This window comes from Pseudacidovorax sp. NFM-22 (assembly GCF_021401245.1).
Taxonomy (GTDB): domain Bacteria; phylum Pseudomonadota; class Gammaproteobacteria; order Burkholderiales; family Burkholderiaceae_C; genus Xenophilus.
On the sequence record NZ_JACBFY010000002.1, the window covers coordinates 718,034 to 743,907 of the forward strand.

Sequence of the window (25,874 nt, forward strand, 5' to 3'; positions counted from 1 at the left end):
GCAAGCACAAGGCTCTTAAAGCTTCATTGCCGATTCGGCAATGTTCCGGCACCGCAATCCAATGGCCTCTCTCCCGCCCGCGTCCACCCCCGCCGCCAAGCCTGCGCGGCGCGATCCCAACCAGCGCGTGCTGCAGGAGGTGGCCCTGCGCTACTTCCTGGAGGTGGCACGCGCCGGCTCCGTCACCGAGGCCGCGGCCCGGCTGGAGGTGGCGCCCTCGGCCGTCAGCCGGCAGATCGGCCGGCTGGAGCGCGAGCTGGACACCCTGCTCTTCGAGCGCCGCGCCCGCGGCATGACGCTCAATTCCGCCGGCGAGCTGCTGGCCGCCCATGCCCGCCGCGCCTGGCTGGACATCGAGCGCGTGACCGACGACATCCTGGCCCTGCGCGGCCTGCGCCAGGGCGAGGTGCGCATCGTGGCCACCGAGGGCTTCGCCTACGAATTCCTGCCCGCGGTGGTGGCGGACTTCCAGGCACGCTGCCCGGGCATCCGCTTCCAGCTGGACATGGCGGTGCAGCGCGAGGTGGCGCGCCGGGTGCGCGAAGGGCTGGTGGACCTGGGCGTGACGGTGAGCCTCAGTTCGGAGAGCGGCCTGCAGGTGGCCTTCCGCCATCCCTCGCCGGTGATGGCGGTGGTGGCGCCCGCCCATCCGCTGGCGGATCGCCGGCAGGTGTCGCTCACCCAGCTGCTGGCCTGGCCGCTGGCGCTGCCGGCCGGCACCTCCACGCTGCGGCAGTTGCTGGACATCAGCAGCAGCCGGCAGGGCCTGGTCCTGCAGCCGGTGATCACCAGCGACCACCTCTATCCGCTGATCCAGTACGTCAGCCACACCCAGGCCGTCACCTTCTGCGGCGAACTGGCGCTGCGCCAGCAGCTGCACAACCGCACCGTGCTGGCCATCCCCCTGCGCGACCGCGAGATGAACGAGCGCCACTTCGAGGTGCAGACCATGGCCGGCCGCCACCTGCCAGATGCGGCCCGGGCCTTCATCGACCACCTGCGCAAGGCATTGGAGTGACGCCTTCCACGGCACCTGCAGCCTGGAGCCCCTCTCCCGCAAGGGGAGAGGGCGCAAGGCAGCGGCCACCGGGTGCCCCGCTCCCCATGCGCTGCCTTGCATTTGCGGCAACGTGACCTTGCGAACTGCACATTGGTCGGCAACGCAGCCGGCGGAATAATCGCCTTCGGCGCTCAATGGCGCCCCTTCCCCACCCTCAGGGCCGGCGCCCGGCGCCGGCATCGTTCATGACCCAGACCTCCGCCCTGCCCTTCTCCAAGGTCCGCACCGTCGGCCCGCTCGTCTTTCTTTCCGGCGAACTGGGCATCGCCGCCGACGGCTCGGTGCCGGCCGGCATCGAGGCGCAGACCCGCCTGTGCCTGGAGCGCATCGCCGCCACGCTGGCCGGCCAGGGCCTGGCCCTGTCGGACGTGGTGAGCGTGACGGCCTACCTGGTCGATGCAGCCGACTTCGCGGCCTTCAACGGCGTCTATGCCGCGGCCTTCGCCGAGCCGCGGCCGGTGCGCACCACCGTGCGCACGGACCTGATGCTGCCGGGCGCGCTGGTGGAACTGACCGTCATCGCCCAGCAGAAGGCCTGAGGCGCATGGGCCGCGAGATCCTCGTCCTGGGCGCCGGCATGGTCGGCACCTGCACCGCCCTGCATCTGGCGATGCGCGGCCATTCGGTCGCCCTGGTCGACCGCGGCCTGCCGGGGCGCGAGACCTCGTACGGCAACGCCGGCATCATCCAGCGCGAAGCCGTGTCGCCCTACGCCTTTCCGCGCAGCCTGGCCAAGCTGGCCGGCGTGGCGCTCAAGCGGGGGGCCGACGTCAACTGGCATCTTGGCGCACTGCCGGCGGTGGCGGGCGGGCTGTCGCGCTACTGGCGCAACTCGGCGCCCGAGCGCTATGCGCCCATCGCCGCGGCCTATGCGCGCCTGATCGAACATTCGACGAGCGAGCATGCCCCGCTGATCGCGGCCGCCGGCGCCGACGACCTGGTGCAGCGCGACGGCTACCTGCACGTGTTCCGCGACGCCGCCAGCTTTGCGCAGGCGCGCCGCGATGCCGAGGCCACCGCGGCCCGGCACGGCCTGCAGGTGCGTGCCCTCGACGGCGCGGCCCTGGCCGCCGAAGAACCCGCCCTGACGCAGGGCCTGCCCGGCGCGCTGCATTGGCAGGACCCGTGGTGCGTGAGCGACCCGGGCGAACTGGTGGCCCGCTACGCCGCGCATTTCCAGCAGCTCGGCGGTGTGCTGGTTCAAGGCGACGCCGCCACGCTGACGGCGACCGCCCAGGGCTGGCGCGTGCAGACCACGCGCGGTCCGGTGGAAGCGCAGGACGCCGTGGTCGCCCTGGGGCCGTGGGCCGACCGGCTGCTCAAGCCCCTGGGCTACCGGCTGCCGCTCTTCGTCAAGCGCGGCTACCACCGGCACTACACCGGCGGCCCCACGCTGCGCCGGCCGGTGTACGACCTGGACCGCGGCCTCGTGATCGCGCCGATGCGGCGCGGCGCCCGCATCACCACCGGTGCGGAATTCGCCCGCCAGGATGCCGCGCCCACGCCGTGGCAGCTCACGCGGGCCGAGACCTATGCCCGCGAACTGCTCGACCTGCCGCATCCGGTGGAAGGCGAACCCTGGCTGGGGGCGCGGCCTTGCACCGCAGACATGCTGCCGGTGATCGACGCCGCGCCGCGGCACCGCGGCCTGTGGTTCAACTTCGGCCATGCGCACCAGGGCTTCACGCTGGGCCCGGCCACCGGCCGGCTGCTGGCAGAGCTCATGGACGGCGGGCCGACGATGGTGGATGCGGCACCCTACTCGGCGCAGCGCTTCGGCTGAACCTCGGGCGGTCTGCGCGCGGGAAGCCGCCCGCTCAGCCGCGCATCAGCGCTTCGATCTCGTCGCCATCCACCGGCACGCCGCGCGTGATCAGCTCGCAGCCGGTGGCGGTGACGATGGCGTCGTCCTCGATGCGGATGCCGATGTCGTGGAACTGCGCGGGCACGTCGTCGCCGGCGCGCACGTAGATGCCGGGTTCGATGGTCAGCACCATGCTGGGCTGGAGGATGCGGCTGGGGCGGTTCTTGATCACCTCGCCCGAAAGCGGGTCGCGCCGCTCGCTGATCTCGCCCACCTGCGTCGGCTCCACGTAGCTGCCGCAGTCGTGCACGTCCATGCCCAGCCAGTGGCCGGTGCGGTGCATGTAGTAGCGGAAGTAGGCGCGCTGCTCGATCACGTCGTCCACGCTGCCCACCTTGTTGGCGTCGAGCAGGCCCAGGTCGAGCATGCCCTGCGACAGCACGCGCACCGTGGCCTCGTGCGGGTCGTTGAAGCGGTTGCCGGCCTTGGTGGCGGCCACGGCCGCTTCCTGGCTGGCCAGCACCAGGTCGTAGAGCGCGCGCTGCGGGCCGGTGAACCTGCCGTCGGCCGGGAAGGTGCGGGTGATGTCGCTGGCGTAGCTGTCGAGCTCGCAGCCGGCATCGATCAGCACCAGCTCGCCGGCACGCACCGGCGCCACGTCGGCGCGGTAGTGCAGCACGCAGGCATTGGCGCCGGCCGCCACGATGGAGCCGTAGGCCGGGAACTGCGAGCCGCCCAGGCGGAATTCATGCAGCAGCTCGGCGTCGAGGTGGTACTCGCGCACGTCCCGGCCCTCGCGCAGCATGCGGGCGCTCAGCTGCATGGCGCGGATGTGGGCGCGGGCGCTGATGTCAGCGGCGCGGCGCATCACGTCCTGCTCGTGCGCGTCCTTGATGAGGCGCATCTCGTCCAGCGGGCCGCACAGGTCGCGCTGCTGCTCGGGGCACAGGGCGCCGAAGCGCACGCGGGCGCGCACCTTCTGCAGCCAGCCGTCGACGCGCCCTTCCAGGCCGGGATGGGTGGCGAAGGGGTACCAGACGGTGGCGCGGTTCTCGAGCAGCTTCGGCAGGCGGCTGTCGAGTTCGGCCACCGAGAAGGCTTCATCGACGCCCAGGCGCTCGGGCGCGGCCTCGGGGCCGAGGCGGTAGCCGTCCCAGATCTCGCGCTCCAGGTCCTTGGGCTGGCAGAACAGCGTGCTGCGGCCCGCGGCGTCGACCACCAGCCAGGCGTTGGGCTCGGTGAAGCCGGTCAGGTAATGGAAGTAGCTGTCGTGCCGGTAGGGGAAGTCGCTGTCGCGGTTGCGCTGGCGCTCGGGCGCGGTGGGGATGAGGGCGATGCCATCGGCACCGAGCTGGGCGGCAAGGCGGGCCCGGCGCCCGGCGTAGAGGGAGGGACTGGCGTTCATGGCGACGTGTTGAGTTGGGCGAGGCGCTCGGGGGTGCCGACGTCGGTCCAGCGGCCGGTGTGCAGCTGGGCACTGACGCGGCCATTGTCCATGGCGCGCCGAAGCAGCGGTGCCAGCGCGGCCTTCACGCCCGCCGGGTTGCCGGGCGGGATGTCGCAGTACGGCGGCGCGAAGAGTTCGCGCCGGTACAGGCCGATGGTGGAGAAGGTGTAGCGCGGCGCCGCGTCGTTGGCCGGCAGGTTCAGTGCGGCGCCGTCCTGGCCGATGCCGAAATCGCCACGCGGGTTGTGCGGCGGATTGGGCACCAGCCACAGATGGGCCAGCCGGCCGCTGTCGGCGAAGGACTGGACCTGGGCCTGCGTGAAATGGAAGTCGGGCGCGTGGACGTCGCCGGCCAGGCACCAGAAGAGATCGGCGTCCAGCAGCGGCAGGGCGCGGGCAATGCCGCCGGCGGTCTCCAGCGCCGCGCTGAAGTCACGGCCTTCGTGCGAATAGGCGATCTGCGAGCCCAGGCCCCCGCCCCATTGCGGCGCGGTGCCGAAGCGCTGTTCGATCTGCTCGCCCAGCCAGGCCGTGTTGACCACCAGCCGGGTGAAACCGCCGCGCGCCAGCGCCTCCATGGGCCATTGCATCAGCGGCTTGCCCCGGACATCGAGCAGCGGCTTGGGCTGCCGGTCCGTCAGCGGGCGCATGCGCTCGCCGCGGCCCGCGGCGAGGACCATGGCCGGCGTCACCGTCACACGAGGTGGCGGGACACGCTGCCTCGGTGCAGGACGTTGCGTTCGACGTGCCGCGGCGAGAACAGGACGATCAGCGCCTCCTGCAAGGCCTTCGCGGCGTCGGAATGGTCGCCGCCGAAGTTGCAGACGTACACGTCGAGGGTCACGCTGCCTTGCTCGGGCCAGGTGTGGATGCACACATGGGATTCCGCCAGCAGCAGCGCCGCCGTGACGCCGCCGCGCCCGGCAGGGGTGGAGGGAAAGTGATGAGCCAGCTGCCCCACCGCCTTCAATTTGGCGACGGCAACGGCGCGCGTCAGACACTCGAGGAGGATGGTGCCGTCCGTCAGCCAGAAGTCATCGCACTGGCAATCGTGAAGGTCGGCAGTAAGGTGCAGGCCGTGCATGCGTGGACTCTAGCAGTCCCGTGCGGGGCACGGGGAGGGTGTACGACTGATTTATTCGCAAATTGGACACGATTGTGTCCTGCCTTGTACCAAGGCTGACAGCGCTTGACCTGCGTGAAGCATCCCGGCGAGGGGCGCGGGCGCCCCTCGCTAAAATCCCAGGTTCTCCCCTCCTACACCTCCCCGAAAGCCTTTTCTCATGGCCAACCAAGCCCTGATGGCCAACGCGATCCGCGCGTTGGCGATGGACGCCGTCCAGCAAGCCAACTCCGGGCATCCCGGCGCCCCGATGGGCATGGCCGACATGGCGGCGGCCCTCTGGGGCGAGCACCTCAAGCACAACCCGGCCAACCCGCACTGGGCCGACCGCGACCGCTTCGTGCTCTCCAACGGCCATGCTTCGATGCTGATCTACGCCCTGCTGCACCTGACGGGCTACGACCTCCCCATCGAGGAACTGAAGAACTTCCGCCAGCTGCACAGCCGCACCGCCGGCCACCCGGAAGTGGGCATCACCCCCGGCGTGGAGACCACCACCGGCCCGCTGGGCCAGGGCATCACCAACGCGGTGGGCTTCGCGCTGGCCGAGAAGCTGCTGGCCGCCGAATTCAACCGCGACGGACATGCCATCGTCGACCACCACACCTATGTCTTCCTGGGCGACGGCTGCCTGATGGAAGGCATCAGCCACGAGGCCGTGGCCCTGGCCGGCGCCTGGAAGCTGGGCAAGCTGATCGCCCTGTACGACGACAACGGCATCAGCATCGACGGCAAGGTCGCGCCCTGGTTCATCGATGACACGCCCAAGCGCTTCGAGGCCTGCGGCTGGAACGTGATCGGCCCGGTGGACGGCCATGACGCCGCCGCCGTCTCCGCGGCCATCGCCCAGGCCAAGACCGGCGAAGGCAGCAAGCCCTCGCTGGTCGTCTGCAAGACGCAGATCGGCAAGGGCAGCCCCAACCGCGCCGGCACCGCCAAGGCCCACGGCGAGCCGCTGGGCGCCGACGAGATCGGCCTGACCCGCTCGGCCCTGGGCTGGGAACACGCCCCCTTCGAGCTGCCCGAGGCCGTCTACCAGGACTGGGACGCCAAGGCCAAGGGCTTGGCCGTCGAAGCCGCCTGGAACGAGAAGTTCGCCGCCTACGCGCAGGCCTTCCCCGACCTGGCCGCTGCCTTCGAGCGCCGCATGAAGGGCGAGTTGCCCGCCGCCTTCGACCAGGTGGTGGTCGACGCCGTGCTGGCCGCCCACACCAAGGGCGAGACCGTGGCCAGCCGCAAGGCCAGCCAGCTGGCGCTGGAGACGCTGACGGTGCAACTGCCCGAACTGCTGGGCGGCAGCGCCGACCTGACCGGCTCCAACCTGACCAAGACCGCCGCCACGCCCGACCTGCGCTTCGCCGCCGACGGCGCCGTGGTGCGCACCGAGGACGGCCGCATCGGCCGCCACATCAACTACGGCGTGCGCGAATTCGGCATGGCCGCCATCATGAACGGCGTGGCGCTGCATGGCGGCTTCATTCCCTACGGCGGCACCTTCCTGACCTTCAGCGACTACAGCCGCAACGCCATCCGCATGGCGGCGCTGATGAAGCAGCGCGTGATCCACGTCTTCACGCACGACTCCATCGGCCTGGGCGAGGACGGCCCGACGCACCAGTCGATCGAGCATGCGGCCAGCCTGCGCCTGATCCCCAACCTGGACGTCTGGCGTCCCGGCGACACCACCGAGACCGTGGTGGCCTGGGCCTGCGCCCTGCGCAACAAGACGCAGCCCACCGCGCTGCTGCTGTCGCGCCAGAACCTGAACTACGCCCCCAAGGACGAACTGGCCGACATCAGCCGCGGCGCCTACGTGCTGGCCGAGCCCTCGCGCGTGGGCCTCAAGAAGAAGGCCAAGGCGGTGATCATCGCCACCGGCTCCGAGGTGCAGCTGGCGCTCAAGGCGCAGGAGCTGCTGGCCGCCCGCAAGATTGCGGTTCGCGTGGTCTCCATGCCCAGCACCACCACCTTCGACCGCCAGGACGTCAAGTACAAGAAGTCCGTCCTGCCCAAGGGCCTGCCGCGCATCGCCGTGGAGATGGGCAGCACCGGCGGCTGGTGGAAATACGGCGTCGACGCCGTCGTGGGCATCGACACCTACGGCGAATCGGCGCCCGCCGGCGTGCTGTTCAAGCACTTCGGCTTCACGCCCGAGAACGTGGCGGCGACGGTCGAGGCCGTCCTCGCCGACTGAGTTGGTTTTTCCATAACTTCCTGGAGCATTCGCATGACCATCAAACTGGGTATCAACGGCTTCGGCCGCATCGGCCGCAACGTGCTGCGCGCCGCGGTTCAGAACTTCCCCGACATCGAAGTCGTGGGCATCAACGACCTGCTGGAGCCCGACTACCTGGCCTACATGCTCCAGTACGACTCGGTGCACGGCCGCTTCAAGGGCGACATCGCCGTCGAGGGCAACACGCTGATCGTCAACGGCAAGAAGATCCGCCTGACGCAGGAGCGCGACCCGGCCGCCCTCAAGTGGGACGAAGTCGGCGCCACCGTGGTGCTGGAGTCCACCGGCCTCTTCCTGACCAAGGAAACCGCGGGCAAGCACCTGGCCGCCGGTGCCAAGAAGGTGATCATGTCGGCCCCCTCGAAGGACGACACGCCCATGTTCGTGTACGGCGTCAACAGCAGCGGCTACGCCGGCCAGGACATCGTCTCCAACGCCTCGTGCACGACCAACTGCCTGGCCCCGCTGGCCAAGGTGCTGCACGACAAGTGGGGCATCAAGCGCGGCCTGATGACCACCGTGCATGCCGCCACCGCCACGCAGAAGACCGTCGACGGCCCGTCCAACAAGGACTGGCGCGGCGGCCGCGGCATCCTGGAAAACATCATCCCCAGCTCCACCGGCGCCGCCAAGGCCGTGGGCGTGGTGCTGCCCGAACTCAAGGGCAAGCTCACGGGCATGAGCTTCCGCGTGCCCACCTCCGACGTGTCGGTGGTCGACCTGACCGTCGAGCTGTCGAAGGAAGCCAGCTACAAGGAGATCTGCGCCGAGATGAAGGCCCAGAGCGAAGGCGCGCTGAAGGGCGTGCTGGGCTACACCGAGGACAAGGTGGTGGCCACCGACTTCCGCGGCGATGCCCGCACCTCCATCTTCGACGCCGAAGCCGGCATCGCGCTGGACGGCACCTTCGTCAAGCTGGTGAGCTGGTACGACAACGAATGGGGCTACTCCAACAAGTGCCTGGAGATGACCCGCGTCGTCGCCAAGTAAGCAGCGCCGCACGGGCTGCCCCGGCGGCCCCTGGACTGCGATGAAGAGCGCGCCCCCGTGGCGCGCTTTTCTTTTGGCGCTCCGGCGTCATGCCCGCGGGCCCGCACCCGCAATCCGACGCGCCACGTCGATGGTCCCGCGGTCGTGCAGCCACGGGCCGATCACCTGCACACCCAGCGGCAGCCCGCCCGCCCCCGCCATCACCGGCACGGCCGTGGCGGGCAGGCTGGCCAGCGAGGCGAGGCTGGCCCAGGCGGACTGGGCCTCGTAAGGGGTGTCCTCGCCGTCGATGCGCAGGGTGCGCCGCCCCCAGTCCGGATCGTCCTGGTGCGCGAAGGCGGCGCAGCCGAAGGCCGGCATCACGATGGCATCGACCCGCTCCAGCAGCGCAAAGCACTGCGCCCGCAGCCGGCCGCGGTCGGCCACCAGGCGAATCCATTCGTGCGCGTTCAGGTCGCACTCGGCGCCGGGCTCGAAGGCGCCGAGCACCGTCATCACCCACTGCTGGTAGGCCCGGTGCAGCACCGCCAGGTCGGGCAGGGCGCCGGGCGGCAGATCCGCCGCGCTCATGATCCGGGCGCCCTGCGCCTGCAGCCGCCGCGCCGCCTCGGCCACCGCGCCGCGCACCTCGGCATCGGCCGGGGCGAGCGGATGGGCGTCCAGCACCAGCACCTGCCAGCGCGCCGGGTCGGGCTGCCGCGGCGGCGGCAGTTGCAGCTGCCAGGCCTGGGCCATGGGCATCTCCGGGCCGGCGAGCACGTCCAGCGCCAGGAGCAGGTCGTCGGCCGTGCGCGCAATGGGGCCGATGACCGTGGGCAGGTCGGGCGGCGGGCCCAGCGTGTCGGGTGTGCCGGGAAAGGCCTGGCCGCGCATCGGCAGGATGCCGGGGCTGGGCTTGTGCGCCCACACGCCGCAGAAATGCGCGGGCACGCGCAGCGAGCCCATCAGGTCCGAACCCAGTTCCAGCGCCACCAGGCCCGCGGCCAGCGCGGCCGCGCCGCCGCCGGAGGAGCCGCCCGGCGTGCGCGAGGCGTCCAGCGGATGCACCGTGCGGCCGTGGATCGGGTTGGCCGTCTGCCAGTCGGCCAGGGCCGCGGGCACATTGGTCTTGCCGAGGATGACGGCGCCCGCGGCCTTGAGCCGCTGCACCGCCGCCGCATCGGTCGCCGGGCGGAAGTCGCGGAAGGGCGGCAGGCCCCAGCTGGTGGGCAGGCCGGCGATGTTGAAGGACTCCTTCACCGTCATCGGCACGCCCAGCAGCGCCGGCCGCTCGCCCTTCGCGCGCCGCGCGTCGGCGGCCCGGGCCTGGTCGCGGGCGCGGTCGAAGTCGCGCAGCACCACGGCGTTGAGGGCGCCGTCCTTCGCCTCGATGGCGGCGATGGCGGCGTCGCACAGTTCGAGCGCCGTGGCCTCGCCCGCGGCGACGGCACGCGCGCAGGCGGTGGCGCCCTGGTGGATCAGTGGGGCGAAGTCGGTCGGCTGGGGCATGGCAGGCGAGGACGGCGGCCGAGGCGTGGCGCCGGATGCTGGGTGACGAGGAACCGGCGATTCTGGCGCGATGCACCCGGGCGCGGGCTGTCGGGCGCACCGGCATTCGTCCGGCGCCGGTGCAGGGACGCGCCTCCTAGACTGGTGCGATCCGTCCTCGCCCCGCTGCCCCCGTGACCGCCCCCTCGCCCGCTGCTGCCTTCATCGACTTCCTCGCCCCCGCCCACGAGGTAGCGCCATCTCTGATCGGCGTCGAGGTGCTGGTCGACGGCGTCGGCGGCCGCATCGTGGAGACCGAGGCCTACGACCGCGAGGACCCGGCCTCGCACAGCCACCGCGGGCCCACGCCGCGCAATGCGGCCATGTTCGGGCCGCCGGGCCGGGCCTATGTCTATCGCTCCTATGGCATCCACTGGTGCCTGAACTTCGTCTGCGGCCCCGAGGGCCATGGCGCGGGCGTGCTGATCCGCGCGCTGGCGCCCACCGAGGGCCTGGCCCGCATGCGCGAGCGCCGCGGCGTGCAGGACGTGCGCCTGCTGGCCGCCGGCCCCGGCCGCGTGGCCCAGGCGCTGGGGGTGGACGCCAGCTTCAACCATCTGCGGCTGGATGCCCCGCCCTTCGAACTCCGTCCGCGGCCCGCTGGCGAGAACATCCAGGTGCAGACCGGGCCGCGCATCGGCATCACCCGCGCGGCGGACGTGCCCTGGCGCTTTGGCGAGGCGGCCTCGCCTTTCCTGAGCCGGCCCTTTCCCAGGCGGTGACGTCCTTCGCGGAAAGGCCCCAACCCGCCGGGTGATGTCCGACGGTCAACCCGTGCGCCGTGTGTCGCCGGGGGCTTTCGAGTCGCTGGCCCGGGCTTCGGCAAGCTCAGCCTGGACGGCCTTGGGTCGACTGACCGGCTCCCAGCCGGCGGGCGGCTTTTTGCGCGGCCGTGCGGCTCTGGCCGGCGCTCAGCCCCGGCGCGCCGGCCAGAGCCCCACGGCCAGCGTGGCCCCGGCGCTGGCCATCGCCAGCAGCACCACGCCGAACCAGCCCGCATGGGCCAGCACCTGGCTGCCCAGCGCGGCGCCGGCGGCCATGCCGATGAACATGCCGGTGAACAGCAGCGCATTGAGCCGGCTGCGGGCGCCGGGGTCCAGGCTGTAGACCAGCGTCTGGTGCGCCACCAGCGTGGCCTGCACGCCGAAGTCGAAGCCGATGGCGGCCACCACCAGCAGGCCGATCTGCGCGGCGGGCGGCAGCAGGTCCTGCACCAGCAGCAGCGCGAAGGAGAGCAGCGCCAGCCCGGCCCCCAGTTGCGTCACCCGGTTGGGACCGCGGCGGTCGGCCAGGCGACCCGCCAGCGGCGCGGCCAGCGCACCGGCGGCGCCGGCCAGGCCGAAGGCGCCGGCCGCGGCGCTGCCCATCTGGAAGCGCTCGTGCAGCATCACTGCCAGCGTGGACCAGAAGGCGCTGAAGCCGATCGACAGCAGGCCCTGCGCCAGCGTCGCGCGGCGCAGCGGCCCGTAGCGCTTCCACAGCTGGACCAGCGAAGCCATGAGCTGGCCATAGCTCAGCTGGGTCGTCGGCACGAAGCGCGGCAGCCCGCGCCACAGGGCGAGGCCGATCAGCGCGATGGAGCCGGCCGCGGCCAGGAAGACGGCGCGCCAGCCCCATTGCTGACCCACCAGCCCGCTGGCCACGCGCGACAGCAGGATGCCCAGCAGCAGCCCGGTCATCACGGTGCCGACGGTGCGACCGCGGTGCGCCTCGGGTGCCAGCGCGGCGGCGGCAGGCACGATGTCCTGCGCCAGCGTGGCCGTGAGGCCGATGGCCAGGCTGGCCACCAGCAGCGCGCCCAGGCCGGGCGCCAGCGCGCTGGCCAGCAGCGCCAGCATCAGCAGCACCACCTTGACCAGGATGATGCGGCGACGGTCGTAGCGGTCGCCCAGCGGGATCAGCAGCAGGATGCCGGCGGCATAGCCGAGCTGGGTGAGGGTGGGCACGAGGCCGGTCTGGGCCGGGCTGGCGCCCAGGTCCGCACCCAGGATGCCGAGCAGCGGTTGCGCGTAGTAGAGGGCGGCGGCGCCCAGGCCGGCGCCCGCGGCCAGCATCAGCACCAGCGGCCGCGACAGGTCGGGCTGGGCAGGCTCGGCGGCGGAACCGGCGGCAAGAGGAAGGGATGACATGGGGAACTCCTTGGCAGTCTGCGGCGGCGCCCTTTGTTTCCGAGGCGCCGCCGAATGGGGAGCATTCTTTCAACGAATGACAAAAAGCTGTAGACGGCTGGATTGCAGATCAGCTATACGTCCGACGCATGAAAGAAGCGCCGCTCGCCATCGACCGCCTGGACCTGCTGCAGACCTTCGTGCGCATCGTGGACGCCGGCAGCCTCTCTGCCGCCGCCCAGCAGATGGGCAGCACCCAGCCCACCGTCAGCCGCCGCCTGCAGGCGCTGGAGCGCAGCCTGGGCCTGCGGCTGCTGCACCGCTCCACCCATGCGATGGCGCTGACCGAGGACGGGGAGCGCTGCCTGGCCCAGGCGCGCGAACTGCTGGAGCGCTGGGACAGCTTCGAGGCCGACGTGCGCGGCGCCCGCAACACGCCGCGCGGCCACCTGCGCGTGCTGGTGCCGCATGCCTTCGGCCAGGACCAGCTGATGGCGCCGCTGCTGGGCTTCCTGCAGGCCCATCCCGAGGTCAGCGTCGAATGGCTGCTGCACGACCGGCAGCCGGACTTCATCGCCGAGAGCATCGACTGCGCGATCCGCGTGGGCGCCGTGAGCGATCCGTCGGTGGTCGCCCAGCGCCTGACCGAGATCCAGCGCATCGTGGTGGCACCGCCCGGCCTCTGGGGCCACGGCCCGCCGCCCGAGGCGCCGCAGCAGCTGGCCGCCCTGCCCTGGCTGGCGCTGCAGACCTTCTACCGCGACGAGGTCACGCTCACGCACGAGGCCGACGGCAGGCGCGAAACCTTCGCCATCCGCCCCCGCCTCGCCACCGACAGCCTCTACGCCACCCGCCGCGCCGTGCTCGGCGGGGCCGGTATCGCGCTGGTGTCGGCCTGGGCCGTGGCGCCGGACCTGGCCGAGGGCCGGCTGGTGCGCCTGGCGCCGCAGTGGGTGGGCGATCCGCTGCCCATCTACCTGATGCATCCCTACGCGCGCCAGTACCCGCCGCGGTTGCGCGCCTTCACCGCGTGGATGCGCGAGCACATGCCGTCGCCCGACCACTTCTGACCGCACGCACCCCGCCGCCCGGCGCCGCCCAGCGCCGCCCAGCGCCGCCGCGTCGCACGGTCCGCGAGGCGGCTCCTTACCATCGGCCCCGCCATGTTCCGCCTGCCCCGCACCGCCACCGCGCCCTTCTGCCCTTCCGAAGTCAAGGGCAGCGTCACCGTCGACCCCAGCCAGCCCTTCCACAGGAAGCTGCTGAAGTTCGCCGGCCCCGGCCTGCTGGTGTCGGTGGGCTACATGGACCCGGGCAACTGGGCCACCGACATCGAGGCCGGCTCGCGCTTCGGCTACGGCCTGCTCTTCGTGGTGCTGCTGGCCAGCCTGGCGGCGATGCTGCTGCAGACCCTGTGCGTGCGCCTGGGCCTGGCAGGCGGGCTGGACCTGGCCCGCGCCTGCCGCCAGCGCTACGGCCCGCGCACCAACCGCTTCCTGTGGCTGGGCGCCGAGCTGGCCATCGTGGCCTGCGACCTGGCCGAGGTGCTGGGCAGCGCGCTGGCGCTGCACCTGCTGCTGGGCGTTTCCATTCCCGTGGGCATCGCCATCACGGCCTTCGACACGCTGCTGGTGCTGGGCCTGCAGGGCGCGGGCTTCCGCCGCGTCGAGGCCATCGTGCTCGGCCTGGTGCTGACCATCGCCGGCTGTTTCGCGGTCGAACTGGCGATGGCCCAGCCCAACTGGTTCGGCGTGGCGATGGGCTTCGTGCCCAGCCTGGAGCGGCTGCAGCAGCCGGGCGCGCTGTACCTGGCCATCGGCATCGTGGGCGCGACGGTGATGCCGCACAACCTGTACCTGCATTCCTCCATCGTGCAGACCCGGCTGGTGGCGCGCACGCCCGCGGCCACGCGCGAGGCGGTGCGCCTGGGCACGATGGACGCCGTGCTTTCGCTCACGCTGGCGCTGTTCGTCAACGCTGCCATCCTGATCCTGGCAGCCAGCGCCTTCCACGGCGGCGGGCGCGCGCCGGTCACCGAGATCGAGGACGCCTACCGGCTCATCGAGCCGGTGGTGGGCGGCCTGGCGGCCACGCTCTTCGGCATCGCGCTGCTGGCCTCGGGCCAGAGCTCGACCTTCACCGGAACCATCGCCGGCCAGATCATCATGGAAGGCTTCCTGGACCTGAAGATCCCCTGCTGGCAGCGGCGGCTGATCACCCGGGCGCTGGCCATCGTGCCGGCCTTCGTGGGCGTGTGGTGGTTCGGCGATGGCGGCGTGGGCAAGATGCTGGTGCTGAGCCAGGTGGTGCTGAGCTTCCAGCTGCCCTTCGCCATCTGGCCGCTGGTGCGCTTCACCAGCGACAAACGGCTGATGGGCGAGTTCGCCAGCGGGCCGTGGATGAAGGGCGCGGCCTGGGGGCTGTTCGCGGTGATCGGCGCGGCCAATGTGTGGCTGGTCTGGACGGTGGCGACGGGGCAGGGCTGAGCCGACGGCAATGGCCGCCGTCGCCCCGCGGTGCGACGCGGCTCGGGGCCGGCGCCGAGGCGAGGCGAGGCGGCCCCGCAATCCTCCGCGCCAGCCGAGGCCTTCCGGGACAGCGGCAGGACCATCGGGCTACCCTCGGGCGCATGTTCATCGTCACCCTCACCTACATCCGCCCCGTCGAAGAGATCGACGCCCACATGGAGGCCCACGTCGCCTGGCTGCGCCGCCATTACGACAGCAGCCTGTTCGTCGCCTCCGGCCGGCAGGTGCCGCGTGTGGGCGGCGTGATCCTGGCCCGCTCGGGCGACCGCGCCGCCCTGGAGGCGGCCCTGGCCGAAGACCCCTTCGCGCAGCACAAGCTGGCCCGCATCGACATCGTCGAGTTCACGCCCAGCATGACCGCGCCCGGCGCCGAGGCGCTCAAGTCGATATGAGCGAGCGCCCGGCCGCGCCGCCGGCCACCGTGGCGCCGTTCAAGCGCGCCCTGCTGCTGCTCGTGGCCGCCGCGGTGCTGGCCGGCTGCTGGCTGGTGCCGCTGGAGCCCCTGGCCCGCGAGCAGCTGCGCGCCGGCCTGCAGCGCTCGCTCACCGCCTTCGCGGCGGCGCGGGCGCTGGGCGCCGTCCTGTCGGTGGCGCAGGGCACGCAGCTGGACGTCAAGCCCGCCGGCGTCGGCCTGAGCCTGGCCCCGGGCCAGGCGCTCAAGCCGCTCAACGAGCTGGCGGACCGCTTCGCTGCGGTGATGCTGGCCGCCAGCGTGGCCTTCGGCATCCAGCTGCTGATGCTGGGCATCGGCGGGCATGTGGCAGTGTCGGCCGCGCTGACGGCGGTGCTGCTGGCCTGGCTGGTGCTGCGCTGGCGGGCGGACTCGGCCGCCGCCAGCGCGGAAAGGGCGGCCGTCGGCGCCGATGCCCCGCGCGCGAGAAAGGACGCCGCGGCGGCACGCGCCCTGCGCTGGCTGTCGCCGGTCTTCGCCGGCCTGCTGCTGGTGCGCTTCGCGGTGCCGGCCGTGGGCCTGGCCAACGAGGGCGTCTACCGCGCCGTGATGGCGGGCGAATACCAGTCGGCCCTGGCCGTGATCGAGGCCTCGCCCGAGCAGGTGGTGGGTCGCACGCAACCGGCCGCACCGGCCGAAGAAGGGCTGCTGGAGCGCCTCAAGCGCTGGTCCGAACGCGCCACCGACCTGCGCGCCGGCTACGAGGCCATCCTGCAGGCCGCCGGCGAATGGACCCGCACCATGGTCCGGCTGATCGCCCTGTTCGTCGTGCAGACCGTGCTGCTGCCGCTGGGCTTCCTGTGGCTGATGTGGCGGCTGTCGCGCGCCATTGCCGGCACCGCCGCCCGCCGCTGAGCCGGCAGTCTCTCCCTCTCCCCTCGCGGGAGAGGGCTGGGGAGAGGGGGCCGCCGCGGAGGCACAGCCCGCATCTCGACCGCGGCAGACCGACTCGCGCAGCGCCCTGCATGCGGCAGGACGCCCCCCTCAGCCCTCCGCGTCTACTGCCGCTTCCCGCCGCCCGTCCGGATAGCGCGCGAAGCGCTCCGGCGCCGCGCCATGCACCGGCGCCGCGTCCGGCCAGGGCCAGCCACCGAACTGCGTGCGGCGGTAGTCCTGCATGGCCTGCATGATCTCGGCCTGCGAGTTCATGACGAAGGGGCCGTGCTGCGCCACGGGCTCGGCGATGGGCCGGCCCTGCAGCAGCAGGAATTCGCAGACCTCGTCACCGGCCAGCAGCGCCACCTCGGCATCGGCCCGCAACTCGATGGCCGCCGGCCCCCGCACCGCCTGCCCGCCCACGGTGGCCGACGCGCCCTTGAAGAAGTACAGCACCCGGTGGGTGCCCTGGCCCCGCGCGGCCGGCAGCGTCCAGGGCGCGCCGGCCTCCAGGCGCACGGTCCAGATGGCCACGTCGGCATCGGCCTGTGCCGCCCAGGAATCCGGCGGCGGCGCCAGGGGCGCGTCGGCCCCGTCCAGGCGGCCGGCCACCACGGTCACGTCCACGCCCTCGGCGCGCCAGTGCGGCACCTGGCCCGACCAGAACATGGTGAAGTGCGGATCGACCATCTTGCGCGCCGCCGGCAGGTTCAGCCAGATCTGGAACAGCTCCAGCGGGTTGTCCGCGTCCTCGCGCAGCAGCGGGAACATCTCCGAATGCACGATGCCGCGGCCGGCCGTCACCCACTGCACGTCGCCGCCGCCGAAGCGGGCCGCGGCGCCCAGCGAGTCCGAATGGTCGATCAGCCCGCGGCGCACCAGCGTCACGGTCTCGAAGCCGCGGTGCGGATGGGCCGGGAAGCCGGGCACGGATTCGCCGTGGTACATGCTCCAGCCGTCCTTGCGGCTGAAGTCGGCACCGATCTCGCGGCCGGCCAGCGAGGCGGCCGGCGCCATGCGGCCGTCGCCGCGCGGATAGCCGTCGTCGTGGTACGCACAGAAGAGGAAGGGGTCCACCGTCGGCCAGGGAAAGCCCAGCGGGTGCACGCCCAGGACGGCAGAGGAGGGGTGGGTGCTCATGGAGAGAGTCTTTCGTTCGTTCGCAAGAAGGCTGGCGGTCAGCCCGAACGCCGAAGATGCGGCGCATATCGCCATTGTGGAAGCCCCCGCCCGCGCGACAGCCCGGACCATGGGTGCAACAGTGGATTCACCGGCAGCCCCGGGCGGGCGGCGCTACCATCCGCCGTCGTCACACACGCGGCATGGCCTTCCCCCCGGCCCCCGCAGGAGCGTTGAATGAGTCAAGACAAGCAGGACCCGACGGCGCAGGCGGTCGAAGCGCTGGAGCGCACCATCGACCAGGCCAAGGCGGTGGCCGCCGAGATCCGCCAGGCGGCCGACAACCTGGCTGTCGTGAACACCGTGCTCGAAGAGGCGCTGCCCGACCATGTGCAGGTCGGCGACGTGGCCCAGGCGCTGGACCAGTCGGGCCAGGTCGAGGAGCAGATCAGCCGCTCCGCCGAGGTGCTGGACGCCCTCGAAGCCGCGCAATCCGAAGTCGAAAAGAAGGCGCGCCCGCGCTGACCCTCCCCGTTCCGTAGGCCGCGTCCCACAGGAAGGGAGGCCCAGGGCGCCCACGCCCGCGCCGCCCCGGCCCTTAAGCTCCCCTGTTCCAGTCCGCGCCACACCATGGCCGCCCCCCGCATCTTTATCGTCGAAGACAACCCCACCATCCGGGACAGCCTCATCCCCACGCTCGAAGACCTGACCGACGCCGAGATCGTCGGGCTGGCCGAGGGGGAGGACGAGGCGGTGCGGTGGATGCAGTCGCATTCCGACGGCTGGGACCTTGCCATCGTCGACCTCTTCCTGCGCCAGGGGTCGGGGCTGGGTGTGCTGCGCCGCGTGCGCAACGGCGGGGCACGGCAGCGCATGGTGGTGCTGACCAACTACGCCACGGCCGACATGCGCCGCCGCTGCAGCGACGCCGGGGCCGACCGCGTCTTCGACAAGTCCAACGACCTGGACGCCTTCTTCGACTATTGCAACGCGCAGGGGCCGGTGCGCTGAGCGCCGGCCGGCCACGCAGGCCGGGCACTGAGGCACACGGGCGGCGCGGCCGGTGCTGGACAAGCGGGCACGCATCCCGCTACACCTCGGGGATGTCTTCCTCGCCGGCCCCTTCCTCTTCTTCCCTCTCCACACTGCCGACCGAGCTCTGGCAACTGGGCGCCGCCCAGACGGCCGCCCTGGTCGCCAGTCGTCGCATCTCCGCCACCGAGGCCACGCAGGCGGCCCTGGCGCGGCTGGAGGCGGTCAACCCCGCCCTGAACGCCGTGGTCGACCACCGGCCCGACGAGGCGCTGCGCCGCGCCGCCGACATCGACGCCGCGCTGGCCCGCGGCGAGGCGGTGGGGCCGCTGGCCGGCGTGCCGGTCACCCTCAAGGTCAACGTCGACCAGGCCGGCTTCGCCACCACCAACGGCGTGCGCCTGCAGAAGGACCTCGTCGCCGAACACAACAGCCCGCTGGTGGACAGCCTGCTGGCCGCCGGCGCGGTGCTCATCGGCCGTACCAACACGCCCGCCTTCAGCTACCGCTGGTTCACCAGCAACCAGTTGCACGGCGTGACGCGCAATCCGCGCAACCCGGCGCTGACGCCCGGCGGCTCTTCCGGCGGTGCGGCCGCAGCGGTGGCCGCGGGCATCGGTGCCATCGGCCATGGCACGGACATCGCCGGCTCGATCCGCTACCCGGCCTATGCCTGCGGCGTGCATGGCCTGCGGCCCAGCTTCGGCCGGGTGGCGGCGTGGAATGCCTCCAGTCCCGAGCGCACCATCGGCGGCCAGCTGACGGCCGTCTCCGGCCCCATCGCGCGGCATGTGCACGACCTGCGCCTCGCGCTGGCCGCCATGGCCCGGCCGGATGCGCGCGATCCCTGGTCGGTGGCGGCGCCGCTGGTCGGGCCCGCCGTGCCGCGCCGGGCCGCGCTGTGCGTGCGCCCGGACGGCCTGGCCACCACCGCCCCCGTCGAGGCAGCGCTGCGCGACGCGGCCGCCCGCCTGCGCGACGCCGGCTGGCTGGTGGACGAGGTGGGGGCGCTGCCGCCGCTGAAGGCCGCTGCCGACGACCAGACGCTGCTGTGGGTGGGCGATGGCTACGAGGCCCAGTTGCGCACGGCCGAGCGCGAGGGCGACCCGGCGGCGCTGGTCGTGCTGCGCGGGCAGGCCGAGGTGGCGGCGCGCATGGACAGCGCGGCGCTGTCGGCCATCCTGGTGCGGCGCGCGACGCTCACGCGGCAGTGGCAGCGCTTTTTGCACGAGCACTATCCGCTGGTGCTGCTGCCGGTGTCGGCCGAGCTGCCCTTCCCGGTCGACCTGGACCTGCAGGGCCCCGAAGGCTATGCCCGCGTGTGGGCAGCGCAGATGACGCAGATCGCGCTGCCCTTCATGGGCCTGCCGGGCCTGACGGTGAGCACCGGCATGGCCGAGGGTGAGCACGGTCCGGCGCCCGTGGGCGTGCAACTGGTGGCGGCCCGCTTCCGCGAGGACCTGTGCCTGGAAGCCGCCGAGGCCATCGAGACCCGCGGCACGCCGCCCTCTCCCGTGACGCCGCGCGGCTGAGACCGCCTTGGGGCGCCGGGCACGTCCCGTCGCGTCTACGGCAGCCCCGGGCCGCGCCGGGGCAAGGCACCAGGGCCTTCAGTGGTGATGGCCACCATCGCCATGCACATGGCGATGGGCGATCTCCTCGCCGGTGGCGGCACGCACGGCCACCACGTTCAGCTGGATGCGCAGGCTGCGGCCGGCCAGGGGATGGTTGCCGTCCAGCAGCACCTGCGGCCCCTTGATCTTGACCACGTTGAACACATGCGGCTCGCCGTTGTCGAGCTGGCCGCGCAGCTGGCCGCCGACCTTCACGCCCGGCGGGAATTCGCTCTTGGGGATGGTGCGCAGCAGGCTCTCGTCGCGCGCGCCGAAGGCCTGCTCGGGCGACAGGTTCAGCGTGGCCTGGTGGCCGGCCGTCTGGCCGTCCAGGGCCGTCTCGATGGCGGGCAGGATGTTGTCGTAGCCGCCGTGCAGGTACACGACCGGCTCCTTGGGGCTGTCGAGCAGCTGGCCGCTCTGGGCGTCCGCGATGCGCAGGCGCAGGGTGACGACGGTGTCTTGGGTGATCTGCATGAAGGAAAAAGGCTGGAGGGCCGCGGACGGCCTGTTCGTAAGAGGTGGGCCGGCCTTGCGCTGCAAGCAGGCGCGCCGCCGGCCTGGGGGCGCCGGGGCCCGCCACAGGGCTGCCGATTGTGCGTGAAGGCCGGCGCGCGCACCGCCGCCGTGCCCAGGGCCCGTGGCGTCGTCATTGGCCTACCCGCGGTGGCGCCGACGGCGCATCGGCGCACCCCGGCGCGCGCCCGACCATCGTCCTCCCGTCCCCACCCATCGCCTTTCCGTTCCCGCATCCAGGAGCGCCCATGCACGACCCGGATTCCGCCCCCGCCGAGCCGCCCGCGTCCCACGGCCGGCCCGACCTGCAGCCGCTGGAGGCCATGCGCGACGCGCTCCAGGCCCAGGTGCACCAGCTGGAGCGCCAGCTCGCCCGGCTGAGCCACGACCTGCGCAACCCGCTGGGCGCCATCCGGCTGGGCACCGAGCTACTGCGCCGCGGGGCGCTCGATCCGCAGCAGCGGCAGGTGCTGGACCACATCGACAGCGCCGGCGAGCGCGCCCAGCAGCTGATCGACCAGCGCATCGCCGAGGCCCAGACCGCCGCCAGCGCCGACGAGCCGCACCGCCCCGTGGCCCTGCATGCGCTGGTGGCCCAGTGCGTGGAGACGCTGGCGCAGGCCTTCCCCGGCCATGCGCTGGAGCACGACCGGCTGGGCGAAGGCCATTGCCAGGCCGACCCGGACCGCCTGGCCCAGCTGGTGGGCCGCATGGTGGCCGAAGCCGCCGCCGTCGCGACCCCGGGCAGCGGGCTCATCGTCGCCTCCATCGTGGAGCCCGAGCGCTTCCGCATCGCGGTGCATGCGCCCACGCCGGCGGAAGGCGAGGCACCCGACGGAGGCGGCGAGGACCGCCTGCGCGACGCCGTGCGCAGCCAGAGCGGCCGGCTGGAGGTGATGCGCCAGGCGGCACCGCCCGGGCGCACCCTGGTCGCGAGCTTCGCGCGCGCCGCGGCGGCCCTTTGACCCTTTTCTTTCTTCCCCCTTTGCAGGAGCCCCTCATGCCCGACGACCACACCCTCATCGCCCCCGCCGGCAACGACCCTGACCGTATCGACCTGCAGTCCGAGGGCGCGGTGGCCGAATGGGCACGCCGCATGGACATCGACGAGGCGCGGCTGCGCGCCGCGGTGGCCGCCGTCGGCGACCGCGCCACCGACGTCGCCCGCCACCTTGCGGACGGCGACGGCACGGCCCAGCAGGAGCGGCCACCGGCCTGACCCCGCCGCGCATCGCACTTGGCCTACCCGCAAAGCGCGCCTTGACGCATGGCCGCAGCAGCGCGGGGACCGCACACTGGCGGCATCCGTGCGCCGTCGTACGCGTCTCCAGAAAGCCGCCGCCATGACCTTCAAGCAACTCTTCTCGCTGTGCAAGAAAGCCGTCGTCGCCTGGAGCGACGACTTCGCCCCCAGCATGGGGGCCGCGATCAGCTACTACACCCTCTTCTCGCTCGCGCCGCTGCTGGTGATCGTGATCGCCATTGCCGGCGCGCTGTTCGGCCGCGAGGCGGTGCAGGGCGAGATCGTGGGCCAGCTCTCCGGCCTCATCGGCCGCGAGGCGGCCATCGCGGTGCAGGGCCTGATCCGCAGCGCCAGCGAGCCCGGCAAAGGGCTGGTGGCGGGGCTGATCGGCGTGGGCGTGCTCATCGTCGGTGCCACCACCGTGTTCGCTGAACTGCAGAGCGCGCTGGACCGCATCTGGCATGTGCCGCCCTCGGCCAAGCCCAAGGGCGTGTGGTCGGTGCTGCGGGCGCGGGTGCTCTCCTTCGGGCTGATCCTGGGGCTGGCCTTCCTGTTGATGGTGTCGCTGCTGGTGTCGGCCTTCCTGGCCGCCATGGGCAGCTGGGTGGGCGCGCTGCTGCCGGGCTGGGAGCTGATGCTGCAGCTGCTCAACATCGCCATCTCCTTCGCGATCATGACGCTGCTGTTCGCCATGATCTACAAGTTCATGCCCACCACGCGCATCGCCTGGCGCGACGTGTGGGTGGGTGCCGCCGTCACGTCGATGCTCTTCCAGGTGGGCAAGACGGCCATCGCGCTGTACCTGGGCCGCAGCAGCATGACCGAGTCCTTCGCGGCCGCCGGCTCGCTGGTGGTGCTGCTGGTGTGGGTGTACTACGCGGCGCAGATCTTCCTGCTGGGTGCGGAGTTCACCAAGGTCTATGCGCTGGAGCACGGCTCGGTGGCCGATGCGCGGCTGGCCGCCAGCGCGGCCCAGCCGCCCGCCGTGCCCACCCAGACCACGACCGGCCAGCCCGACGCGGGCGACGCGCCGCTGCCGCCCGCGGCCGTGGCGCTGACGCAGACCGGCGAGGTGCAGGCCGAGGTGGACCGGCGGCTGCAGGGCGCCACGCGCGACCTGGCGCGACAGCTGCTGCTGCTCGGTGGCGCCACCGTGCTGAGCGTGGCCGCCTCGCAGTGGCAGAAGCGCCTGCGCAAGAAGGACAAGCTGCGGCGCAAGGCATTCGGCCGGCGCAGTGGCCCGCGCGGCACCACCGCCTGAAGAAGCTACGGGCAGTGCGCTGAAAACGACTGACGACCGGCTGAGTAAACGAGTAAAACCCTTCTTTACACGCCGGCGGTCCGCCGGGCGGATGCGCGCAGGCGTTGATCGGGGACATCGCCCGACCGGGCACTTCGAACATCCGCCCATGAAGACAAGCTCCCGCCCCTCTTCCTCCCCCTTCCGGCTGTGTGCGCTGGCCGTGCTGCCGGCCGCGCTGCTGGCCGGGTGCGTGGTGGCCCCCGAGCCGGTGCACGTGGTGCCGCGGCCTGTGGTGGTCACGCCGCCCGTGTATGCACCGCCGCCCACCGTGGTCTATGTGGCGCCCACCTATGCGATGCCGGCTCCGGGCTATGTGTGGCACTACCACCCGCGCCACGGCTGGGGCTGGTACCACCCCGTCTACGGCTGGCACCGCGGCTGGCACTGAGCGGCGCGGCGCCTGATGCGCAGGGCCGGGCGTTGCCGCCGCGCCTGCGGCGGGCTACACCTGCTCGACCGTCACGCGCATCTCCTCGATCGCGATCTCGCCGTAGTTGGAGATGAAGGCCACGTCCGCTGCGTCGCGGCCGTAGCCCACCACCAGGCGGCCGCCGCGCGGCTCGGCCTGGGTGGCGTCGAAGGTGTACCAGCGGCCGCCGATGAAGGCCTCGAACCAGGCGTGCATGTCCATCGGGTCGAGCTTGTGCAGATAGCCGACCACCTGCCGCGCGGGGATCTGCAGCGCCCGCGTGAGCGCGATGCCCACGTGCGAGAAGTCCCGGCACACGCCCTTGCCGAGGTTCAGCGTGCCCAGCGCGTCGGTGCTGGCGTCGCTCACGCCGTATTCGTAGGTGATGTGCTCGTGGATCCAACGCCGGATGGCCTCCACCTGCGCATAGCCGGCCGGGAGGTCGCCGACGATCTCGCGCGCGCGGCCGGCCAGCCGGTCCGACGGGCAGTAGCGACTGGGCAGCAGGTACATCAGCGCCGCGTCGGGCAACTGGTCCACGGGCGTGACCGGCGCGGCGGGCTCGACGGCGAGGGCGTCCTCGGTCTCCATCTCCACCTGCACCTCGATCTCCATGCCCCCGGCCGGCACCACGAAGCGCTGGCCGAGGTTGCCGTACGGGTCCACGTACTCCACCGTGGGCACCCAGGGCCGCAGGTGGTAGTGCTCGCTGACCACCCATTGGGCCAAGCCACTGCGCGGGCGCAGCATGGCGACGACGGGGCAGGGCTGCTGGCAGTCCAGCTTGAGGAAATTGGTGGCTTTGAGGCGCATGAAAGGGCTCGGCTCGGTCGACGGGGACAATGACACACAGGCCTGCCACCATCGGCAGGCGGCGGCATTCTGGGCACCGACGCCCGCGCGGCCTGTCGGCTGGAGGCCCGAGCCGCTGGACGCCAACGCCGCGGCACGCGCACTCCTACCAAGCACCCATGGAAACCGAATTCAAGTTCCACATCCCCGCCGAGCGGCTGGCCGCGGTCGAGGCCGACCTGCGCCAGGGCGCCGTGCAACGCACCCGCATGCAGGCCCGCTACTTCGACACGCCCGGTGGCGCCCTGGCCGCCGCGGGCATGGCGCTGCGCCTGCGCAAGGAAGGCCGCCGCTGGGTGCAGACGGTCAAGGCCGCGGGGCACGGCCTGCTGCAGCGGCTGGAGCACAACGCCGACCTGGGCGCCGCCCGCGCCACCGACCTGCTGCGGCCCGACCTTCTGCGCCATCAGGGCACGCCCGTGGGCGAGCGCCTGGTGCAGGTGCTGCAGGCCGCAGGCGAGGACCTGGTCGAGACCTACGCCACCGACATCTGGCGCCTGGCGCGCGACATCCGCCACGAGGGTGCCCGGGTCGAGCTGGCGCTGGACGTGGGCAAGATCGTCGCGCAGGCGCCCGCCGGGGGCCCGATGCGCGTGGCCCCCGTGTGCGAGCTGGAACTGGAACTGGTGCAGGGCCCGCTCGCGGGCCTGGTCGCCCTGTCCCGGGATTGGGCGCAGCGCCATGGCCTGTGGCTGGGCACCGTCTCCAAGGCCGAGCGAGGCGAGCGGCTGATGAAGGGCATCGCCCATGTGCCCGCGGTCAAGGCCGAGACGCCCCGCTTCGAGGAAGCCAGCCCACCCGATGGCGCGGCGCTGCAGCGCCTCGTGATCGCCGCCTGCCTCGCCCAGGTCCTGCCCAATGCCAGCGAGATCGCTGAGGGCAGCGAAGACGAAGAGCAGATCCACCAGTTGCGCATCGGCCTGCGCCGCCTGCGCACCGCGCTGCGCGAGCTGGCGCCGCTGGCCGGCGGGCTGGACCCGGCCTGGGAGGCGCCACTGCAGCGCGCGTTCCACGCCCTGGGCGCGCAGCGCGACCGGACGCAGGTGGTGGCCGAATCGCGCCGATGGATGGAAGGCAGCGATGCACCGGCGGTGCTTGTGCCCGAAGCGGGCGATGCGCCCACGCCCGCGGACGCGGTGCGCGAGCCGGCCTTCCAGGGCGTGCTGGTGGCCCTGGCAGGCCGCGCGGCCGAAGACCCGGCCGAGGGCGTCGGGACGCTCGACGCCGACGCCACGCTCGCCCACCTGCGCCACCGCCTGCGCCGGCTGCACCGGCAGTCGCTGCGCGACGCGGAGCGCTTCGACCAGCTGGACGATGACCAGCGCCATCGCACCCGCAAGCGGCTCAAGCGGCTGCGCTACCTGGCCGAGTTCGTCGCGCCCTTGCTGGACGCCGGCCGCACGACCCGCTACCTCGACCAGTTGCGCCCCGCGCAGGACGCGCTGGGCCTGTTCAACGACCAGGTGACGGCCCGCCGCCTCTACGAAGAGGCGGCCGAGCAGGACGCGCATGCCTGGTTCGCCATCGGCTGGCTGGCGGCGCAGCAGCCCCGCACGGCGAAGAAGGCCGGCAAGGCCTTGCGCCGGCTCGCGGATGCGCCGAAGTTCTGGAAGGGCCGCCGCAAGGACTGAGAGGCC

26 protein-coding genes are annotated in these 25,874 nt (G+C 72.4%); 18 read left to right on the forward strand and 8 right to left on the reverse strand.

What is annotated here, in order from left to right; translation table 11 throughout:
• Positions 1-61: 61 nt before the first annotated feature.
• The 3 genes from L0984_RS08890 (at position 62) to L0984_RS08900 (ending at position 2,843) form a co-directional block, all read left to right on the forward strand.
• On the forward strand, positions 62-1,018 hold the full coding sequence (locus L0984_RS08890; RefSeq protein WP_234193341.1) for a LysR family transcriptional regulator: 957 nt from the start codon (positions 62-64) through the stop codon (positions 1,016-1,018).
• A gap of 227 nt (positions 1,019-1,245) precedes the next feature.
• Positions 1,246-1,599 carry a RidA family protein gene (locus tag L0984_RS08895; RefSeq protein ID WP_234193342.1) on the forward strand — a complete coding sequence of 118 codons (354 nt, stop codon included), beginning with the start codon at positions 1,246-1,248 and terminating at the stop codon, positions 1,597-1,599.
• A 5-nt stretch (positions 1,600-1,604) separates the two neighbouring features.
• Entirely contained in the window at positions 1,605-2,843 is a 1,239-nt protein-coding gene (locus L0984_RS08900; protein WP_234193343.1) for an NAD(P)/FAD-dependent oxidoreductase, read from the forward strand.
• A gap of 34 nt (positions 2,844-2,877) precedes the next feature.
• Here L0984_RS08900 and L0984_RS08905 read toward each other — a convergent pair whose 3' ends face one another.
• Genes L0984_RS08905 through speD form a run of 3 tightly spaced genes read right to left on the reverse strand, consistent with a single transcriptional unit; the run spans position 2,878 to position 5,395 of the window.
• Positions 2,878-4,269: an aminopeptidase P N-terminal domain-containing protein gene (locus L0984_RS08905; RefSeq protein ID WP_234193344.1), complete on the reverse strand. Its 1,392-nt coding sequence runs from the start codon at positions 4,267-4,269 to the stop codon at positions 2,878-2,880.
• Positions 4,266-4,991, reverse strand: a complete 726-nt coding sequence (locus L0984_RS08910; RefSeq protein ID WP_234193345.1) for a nucleotidyltransferase family protein — start codon at positions 4,989-4,991, stop codon at positions 4,266-4,268. Before L0984_RS08910 ends, L0984_RS08905 begins: the two co-directional genes overlap by 4 nt.
• A gap of 14 nt (positions 4,992-5,005) precedes the next feature.
• Complete coding sequence (gene speD / locus L0984_RS08915) at positions 5,006-5,395, reverse strand: adenosylmethionine decarboxylase (protein WP_017759350.1); 390 nt, start codon at positions 5,393-5,395, stop codon at positions 5,006-5,008.
• 199 nt (positions 5,396-5,594) lie between these two features.
• Here speD and tkt point away from each other — a divergent pair, with 199 nt between their 5' ends.
• Positions 5,595-7,628, forward strand: coding sequence for a transketolase (gene tkt / locus L0984_RS08920; protein ID WP_234193346.1), 2,034 nt, complete (start codon positions 5,595-5,597; stop codon positions 7,626-7,628).
• A 33-nt stretch (positions 7,629-7,661) separates the two neighbouring features.
• Positions 7,662-8,660 carry a type I glyceraldehyde-3-phosphate dehydrogenase gene (gap, locus tag L0984_RS08925; RefSeq protein ID WP_017759352.1) on the forward strand — a complete coding sequence of 333 codons (999 nt, stop codon included), beginning with the start codon at positions 7,662-7,664 and terminating at the stop codon, positions 8,658-8,660.
• An 87-nt stretch (positions 8,661-8,747) separates the two neighbouring features.
• Here the strand turns inward: gap and L0984_RS08930 are convergent, their stop codons facing one another.
• The gene (locus L0984_RS08930; RefSeq protein ID WP_234193347.1) at positions 8,748-10,148 is read right to left on the reverse strand and encodes an amidase family protein; all 1,401 of its coding nucleotides are present in this window, start codon (positions 10,146-10,148) and stop codon (positions 8,748-8,750) included.
• A 173-nt stretch (positions 10,149-10,321) separates the two neighbouring features.
• On the opposite strand from L0984_RS08930, the gene L0984_RS08935 reads away from it, so the two are divergent.
• On the forward strand, positions 10,322-10,909 hold the full coding sequence (locus L0984_RS08935; RefSeq protein ID WP_234193348.1) for a DNA-3-methyladenine glycosylase: 588 nt from the start codon (positions 10,322-10,324) through the stop codon (positions 10,907-10,909).
• Between the two features lie 189 nt (positions 10,910-11,098).
• Here the strand turns inward: L0984_RS08935 and L0984_RS08940 are convergent, their stop codons facing one another.
• Complete coding sequence (locus L0984_RS08940) at positions 11,099-12,316, reverse strand: MFS transporter (RefSeq protein ID WP_234193350.1); 1,218 nt, start codon at positions 12,314-12,316, stop codon at positions 11,099-11,101.
• A gap of 128 nt (positions 12,317-12,444) precedes the next feature.
• Between L0984_RS08940 and L0984_RS08945 the strand changes: the two genes are divergently transcribed.
• The 4 genes from L0984_RS08945 (at position 12,445) to L0984_RS08960 (ending at position 16,129) form a co-directional block, all read left to right on the forward strand.
• Positions 12,445-13,365 (forward strand): LysR family transcriptional regulator, encoded by a 921-nt coding sequence (locus tag L0984_RS08945; protein WP_234193351.1) that lies wholly within the window; start codon positions 12,445-12,447, stop codon positions 13,363-13,365.
• Positions 13,366-13,458: 93 nt separating this feature from the next.
• The gene (locus L0984_RS08950) at positions 13,459-14,781 is read left to right on the forward strand and encodes an Nramp family divalent metal transporter (RefSeq protein ID WP_234193352.1); all 1,323 of its coding nucleotides are present in this window, start codon (positions 13,459-13,461) and stop codon (positions 14,779-14,781) included.
• 143 nt (positions 14,782-14,924) lie between these two features.
• Positions 14,925-15,215: a YciI family protein gene (locus L0984_RS08955; RefSeq protein ID WP_234193353.1), complete on the forward strand. Its 291-nt coding sequence runs from the start codon at positions 14,925-14,927 to the stop codon at positions 15,213-15,215.
• Positions 15,212-16,129 carry a hypothetical protein gene (locus L0984_RS08960; RefSeq protein ID WP_234193354.1) on the forward strand — a complete coding sequence of 306 codons (918 nt, stop codon included), beginning with the start codon at positions 15,212-15,214 and terminating at the stop codon, positions 16,127-16,129. Before L0984_RS08955 ends, L0984_RS08960 begins: the two co-directional genes overlap by 4 nt.
• Before the next feature lie 129 nt (positions 16,130-16,258).
• Here the strand turns inward: L0984_RS08960 and L0984_RS08965 are convergent, their stop codons facing one another.
• Positions 16,259-17,290 (reverse strand): pirin family protein, encoded by a 1,032-nt coding sequence (locus L0984_RS08965; RefSeq protein WP_234193355.1) that lies wholly within the window; start codon positions 17,288-17,290, stop codon positions 16,259-16,261.
• 216 nt (positions 17,291-17,506) lie between these two features.
• On the opposite strand from L0984_RS08965, the gene L0984_RS08970 reads away from it, so the two are divergent.
• The 3 genes from L0984_RS08970 to L0984_RS08980 all read left to right on the forward strand — a co-directional run bounded on the left by L0984_RS08970 (position 17,507) and on the right by L0984_RS08980 (position 19,833).
• The gene (locus L0984_RS08970; protein WP_234193356.1) at positions 17,507-17,794 is read left to right on the forward strand and encodes a hypothetical protein; all 288 of its coding nucleotides are present in this window, start codon (positions 17,507-17,509) and stop codon (positions 17,792-17,794) included.
• A gap of 105 nt (positions 17,795-17,899) precedes the next feature.
• The gene (locus L0984_RS08975; protein WP_234193357.1) at positions 17,900-18,280 is read left to right on the forward strand and encodes a response regulator transcription factor; all 381 of its coding nucleotides are present in this window, start codon (positions 17,900-17,902) and stop codon (positions 18,278-18,280) included.
• Between the two features lie 92 nt (positions 18,281-18,372).
• Positions 18,373-19,833 carry an amidase family protein gene (locus L0984_RS08980; protein ID WP_234193358.1) on the forward strand — a complete coding sequence of 487 codons (1,461 nt, stop codon included), beginning with the start codon at positions 18,373-18,375 and terminating at the stop codon, positions 19,831-19,833.
• 78 nt (positions 19,834-19,911) lie between these two features.
• Here the strand turns inward: L0984_RS08980 and L0984_RS08985 are convergent, their stop codons facing one another.
• Complete coding sequence (locus L0984_RS08985) at positions 19,912-20,391, reverse strand: FKBP-type peptidyl-prolyl cis-trans isomerase (protein ID WP_234193359.1); 480 nt, start codon at positions 20,389-20,391, stop codon at positions 19,912-19,914.
• A 287-nt stretch (positions 20,392-20,678) separates the two neighbouring features.
• Here L0984_RS08985 and L0984_RS08990 point away from each other — a divergent pair, with 287 nt between their 5' ends.
• The 4 genes from L0984_RS08990 to L0984_RS09005 all read left to right on the forward strand — a co-directional run bounded on the left by L0984_RS08990 (position 20,679) and on the right by L0984_RS09005 (position 23,364).
• On the forward strand, positions 20,679-21,395 hold the full coding sequence (locus tag L0984_RS08990; RefSeq protein WP_234193360.1) for a sensor histidine kinase: 717 nt from the start codon (positions 20,679-20,681) through the stop codon (positions 21,393-21,395).
• 35 nt (positions 21,396-21,430) lie between these two features.
• Positions 21,431-21,649 (forward strand): DUF3606 domain-containing protein, encoded by a 219-nt coding sequence (locus L0984_RS08995; protein ID WP_234193361.1) that lies wholly within the window; start codon positions 21,431-21,433, stop codon positions 21,647-21,649.
• A 124-nt stretch (positions 21,650-21,773) separates the two neighbouring features.
• Positions 21,774-22,934 carry a YihY/virulence factor BrkB family protein gene (locus L0984_RS09000; RefSeq protein ID WP_234193362.1) on the forward strand — a complete coding sequence of 387 codons (1,161 nt, stop codon included), beginning with the start codon at positions 21,774-21,776 and terminating at the stop codon, positions 22,932-22,934.
• 148 nt (positions 22,935-23,082) lie between these two features.
• Positions 23,083-23,364, forward strand: a complete 282-nt coding sequence (locus L0984_RS09005; protein WP_017761788.1) for a hypothetical protein — start codon at positions 23,083-23,085, stop codon at positions 23,362-23,364.
• A 54-nt stretch (positions 23,365-23,418) separates the two neighbouring features.
• Here L0984_RS09005 and L0984_RS09010 read toward each other — a convergent pair whose 3' ends face one another.
• Positions 23,419-24,198 (reverse strand): transglutaminase family protein, encoded by a 780-nt coding sequence (locus L0984_RS09010; protein ID WP_234193364.1) that lies wholly within the window; start codon positions 24,196-24,198, stop codon positions 23,419-23,421.
• A 158-nt stretch (positions 24,199-24,356) separates the two neighbouring features.
• Here L0984_RS09010 and L0984_RS09015 point away from each other — a divergent pair, with 158 nt between their 5' ends.
• Positions 24,357-25,868, forward strand: coding sequence for a CYTH and CHAD domain-containing protein (locus tag L0984_RS09015; RefSeq protein ID WP_234193366.1), 1,512 nt, complete (start codon positions 24,357-24,359; stop codon positions 25,866-25,868).
• Positions 25,869-25,874: the final 6 nt, after the last annotated feature.

What these genes read in the sequence shown, in the direction of transcription:
- L0984_RS08895 (WP_234193342.1), top strand. Translation starts at nt 1,246, where the DNA reads ATGACCCAGACCTCCGCCCTGCCCTTCTCCAAGGTCCGCACCGTCGGC.
- L0984_RS08900 (WP_234193343.1), top strand. Translation starts at nt 1,605, where the DNA reads ATGGGCCGCGAGATCCTCGTCCTGGGCGCCGGCATGGTCGGCACCTGC.
- L0984_RS08985 (WP_234193359.1), bottom strand. Translation starts at nt 20,391, where the DNA reads ATGCAGATCACCCAAGACACCGTCGTCACCCTGCGCCTGCGCATCGCG.
- L0984_RS08955 (WP_234193353.1), top strand. Translation starts at nt 14,925, where the DNA reads ATGTTCATCGTCACCCTCACCTACATCCGCCCCGTCGAAGAGATCGAC.
- L0984_RS08995 (WP_234193361.1), top strand. Translation starts at nt 21,431, where the DNA reads ATGCCCGACGACCACACCCTCATCGCCCCCGCCGGCAACGACCCTGAC.
- L0984_RS08950 (WP_234193352.1), top strand. Translation starts at nt 13,459, where the DNA reads ATGTTCCGCCTGCCCCGCACCGCCACCGCGCCCTTCTGCCCTTCCGAA.
- L0984_RS08965 (WP_234193355.1), bottom strand. Translation starts at nt 17,290, where the DNA reads ATGAGCACCCACCCCTCCTCTGCCGTCCTGGGCGTGCACCCGCTGGGC.
- L0984_RS09010 (WP_234193364.1), bottom strand. Translation starts at nt 24,198, where the DNA reads ATGCGCCTCAAAGCCACCAATTTCCTCAAGCTGGACTGCCAGCAGCCC.
- L0984_RS08970 (WP_234193356.1), top strand. Translation starts at nt 17,507, where the DNA reads ATGAGTCAAGACAAGCAGGACCCGACGGCGCAGGCGGTCGAAGCGCTG.
- tkt (WP_234193346.1), top strand. Translation starts at nt 5,595, where the DNA reads ATGGCCAACCAAGCCCTGATGGCCAACGCGATCCGCGCGTTGGCGATG.
- gap (WP_017759352.1), top strand. Translation starts at nt 7,662, where the DNA reads ATGACCATCAAACTGGGTATCAACGGCTTCGGCCGCATCGGCCGCAAC.
- L0984_RS08890 (WP_234193341.1), top strand. Translation starts at nt 62, where the DNA reads ATGGCCTCTCTCCCGCCCGCGTCCACCCCCGCCGCCAAGCCTGCGCGG.
- L0984_RS08975 (WP_234193357.1), top strand. Translation starts at nt 17,900, where the DNA reads ATGGCCGCCCCCCGCATCTTTATCGTCGAAGACAACCCCACCATCCGG.
- L0984_RS08980 (WP_234193358.1), top strand. Translation starts at nt 18,373, where the DNA reads ATGTCTTCCTCGCCGGCCCCTTCCTCTTCTTCCCTCTCCACACTGCCG.
- L0984_RS09000 (WP_234193362.1), top strand. Translation starts at nt 21,774, where the DNA reads ATGACCTTCAAGCAACTCTTCTCGCTGTGCAAGAAAGCCGTCGTCGCC.
- L0984_RS09005 (WP_017761788.1), top strand. Translation starts at nt 23,083, where the DNA reads ATGAAGACAAGCTCCCGCCCCTCTTCCTCCCCCTTCCGGCTGTGTGCG.
- L0984_RS08905 (WP_234193344.1), bottom strand. Translation starts at nt 4,269, where the DNA reads ATGAACGCCAGTCCCTCCCTCTACGCCGGGCGCCGGGCCCGCCTTGCC.
- L0984_RS08945 (WP_234193351.1), top strand. Translation starts at nt 12,445, where the DNA reads ATGAAAGAAGCGCCGCTCGCCATCGACCGCCTGGACCTGCTGCAGACC.
- speD (WP_017759350.1), bottom strand. Translation starts at nt 5,395, where the DNA reads ATGCACGGCCTGCACCTTACTGCCGACCTTCACGATTGCCAGTGCGAT.
- L0984_RS08990 (WP_234193360.1), top strand. Translation starts at nt 20,679, where the DNA reads ATGCACGACCCGGATTCCGCCCCCGCCGAGCCGCCCGCGTCCCACGGC.
- L0984_RS08930 (WP_234193347.1), bottom strand. Translation starts at nt 10,148, where the DNA reads ATGCCCCAGCCGACCGACTTCGCCCCACTGATCCACCAGGGCGCCACC.
- L0984_RS08940 (WP_234193350.1), bottom strand. Translation starts at nt 12,316, where the DNA reads ATGTCATCCCTTCCTCTTGCCGCCGGTTCCGCCGCCGAGCCTGCCCAG.
- L0984_RS08960 (WP_234193354.1), top strand. Translation starts at nt 15,212, where the DNA reads ATGAGCGAGCGCCCGGCCGCGCCGCCGGCCACCGTGGCGCCGTTCAAG.
- L0984_RS08910 (WP_234193345.1), bottom strand. Translation starts at nt 4,991, where the DNA reads ATGGTCCTCGCCGCGGGCCGCGGCGAGCGCATGCGCCCGCTGACGGAC.
- L0984_RS09015 (WP_234193366.1), top strand. Translation starts at nt 24,357, where the DNA reads ATGGAAACCGAATTCAAGTTCCACATCCCCGCCGAGCGGCTGGCCGCG.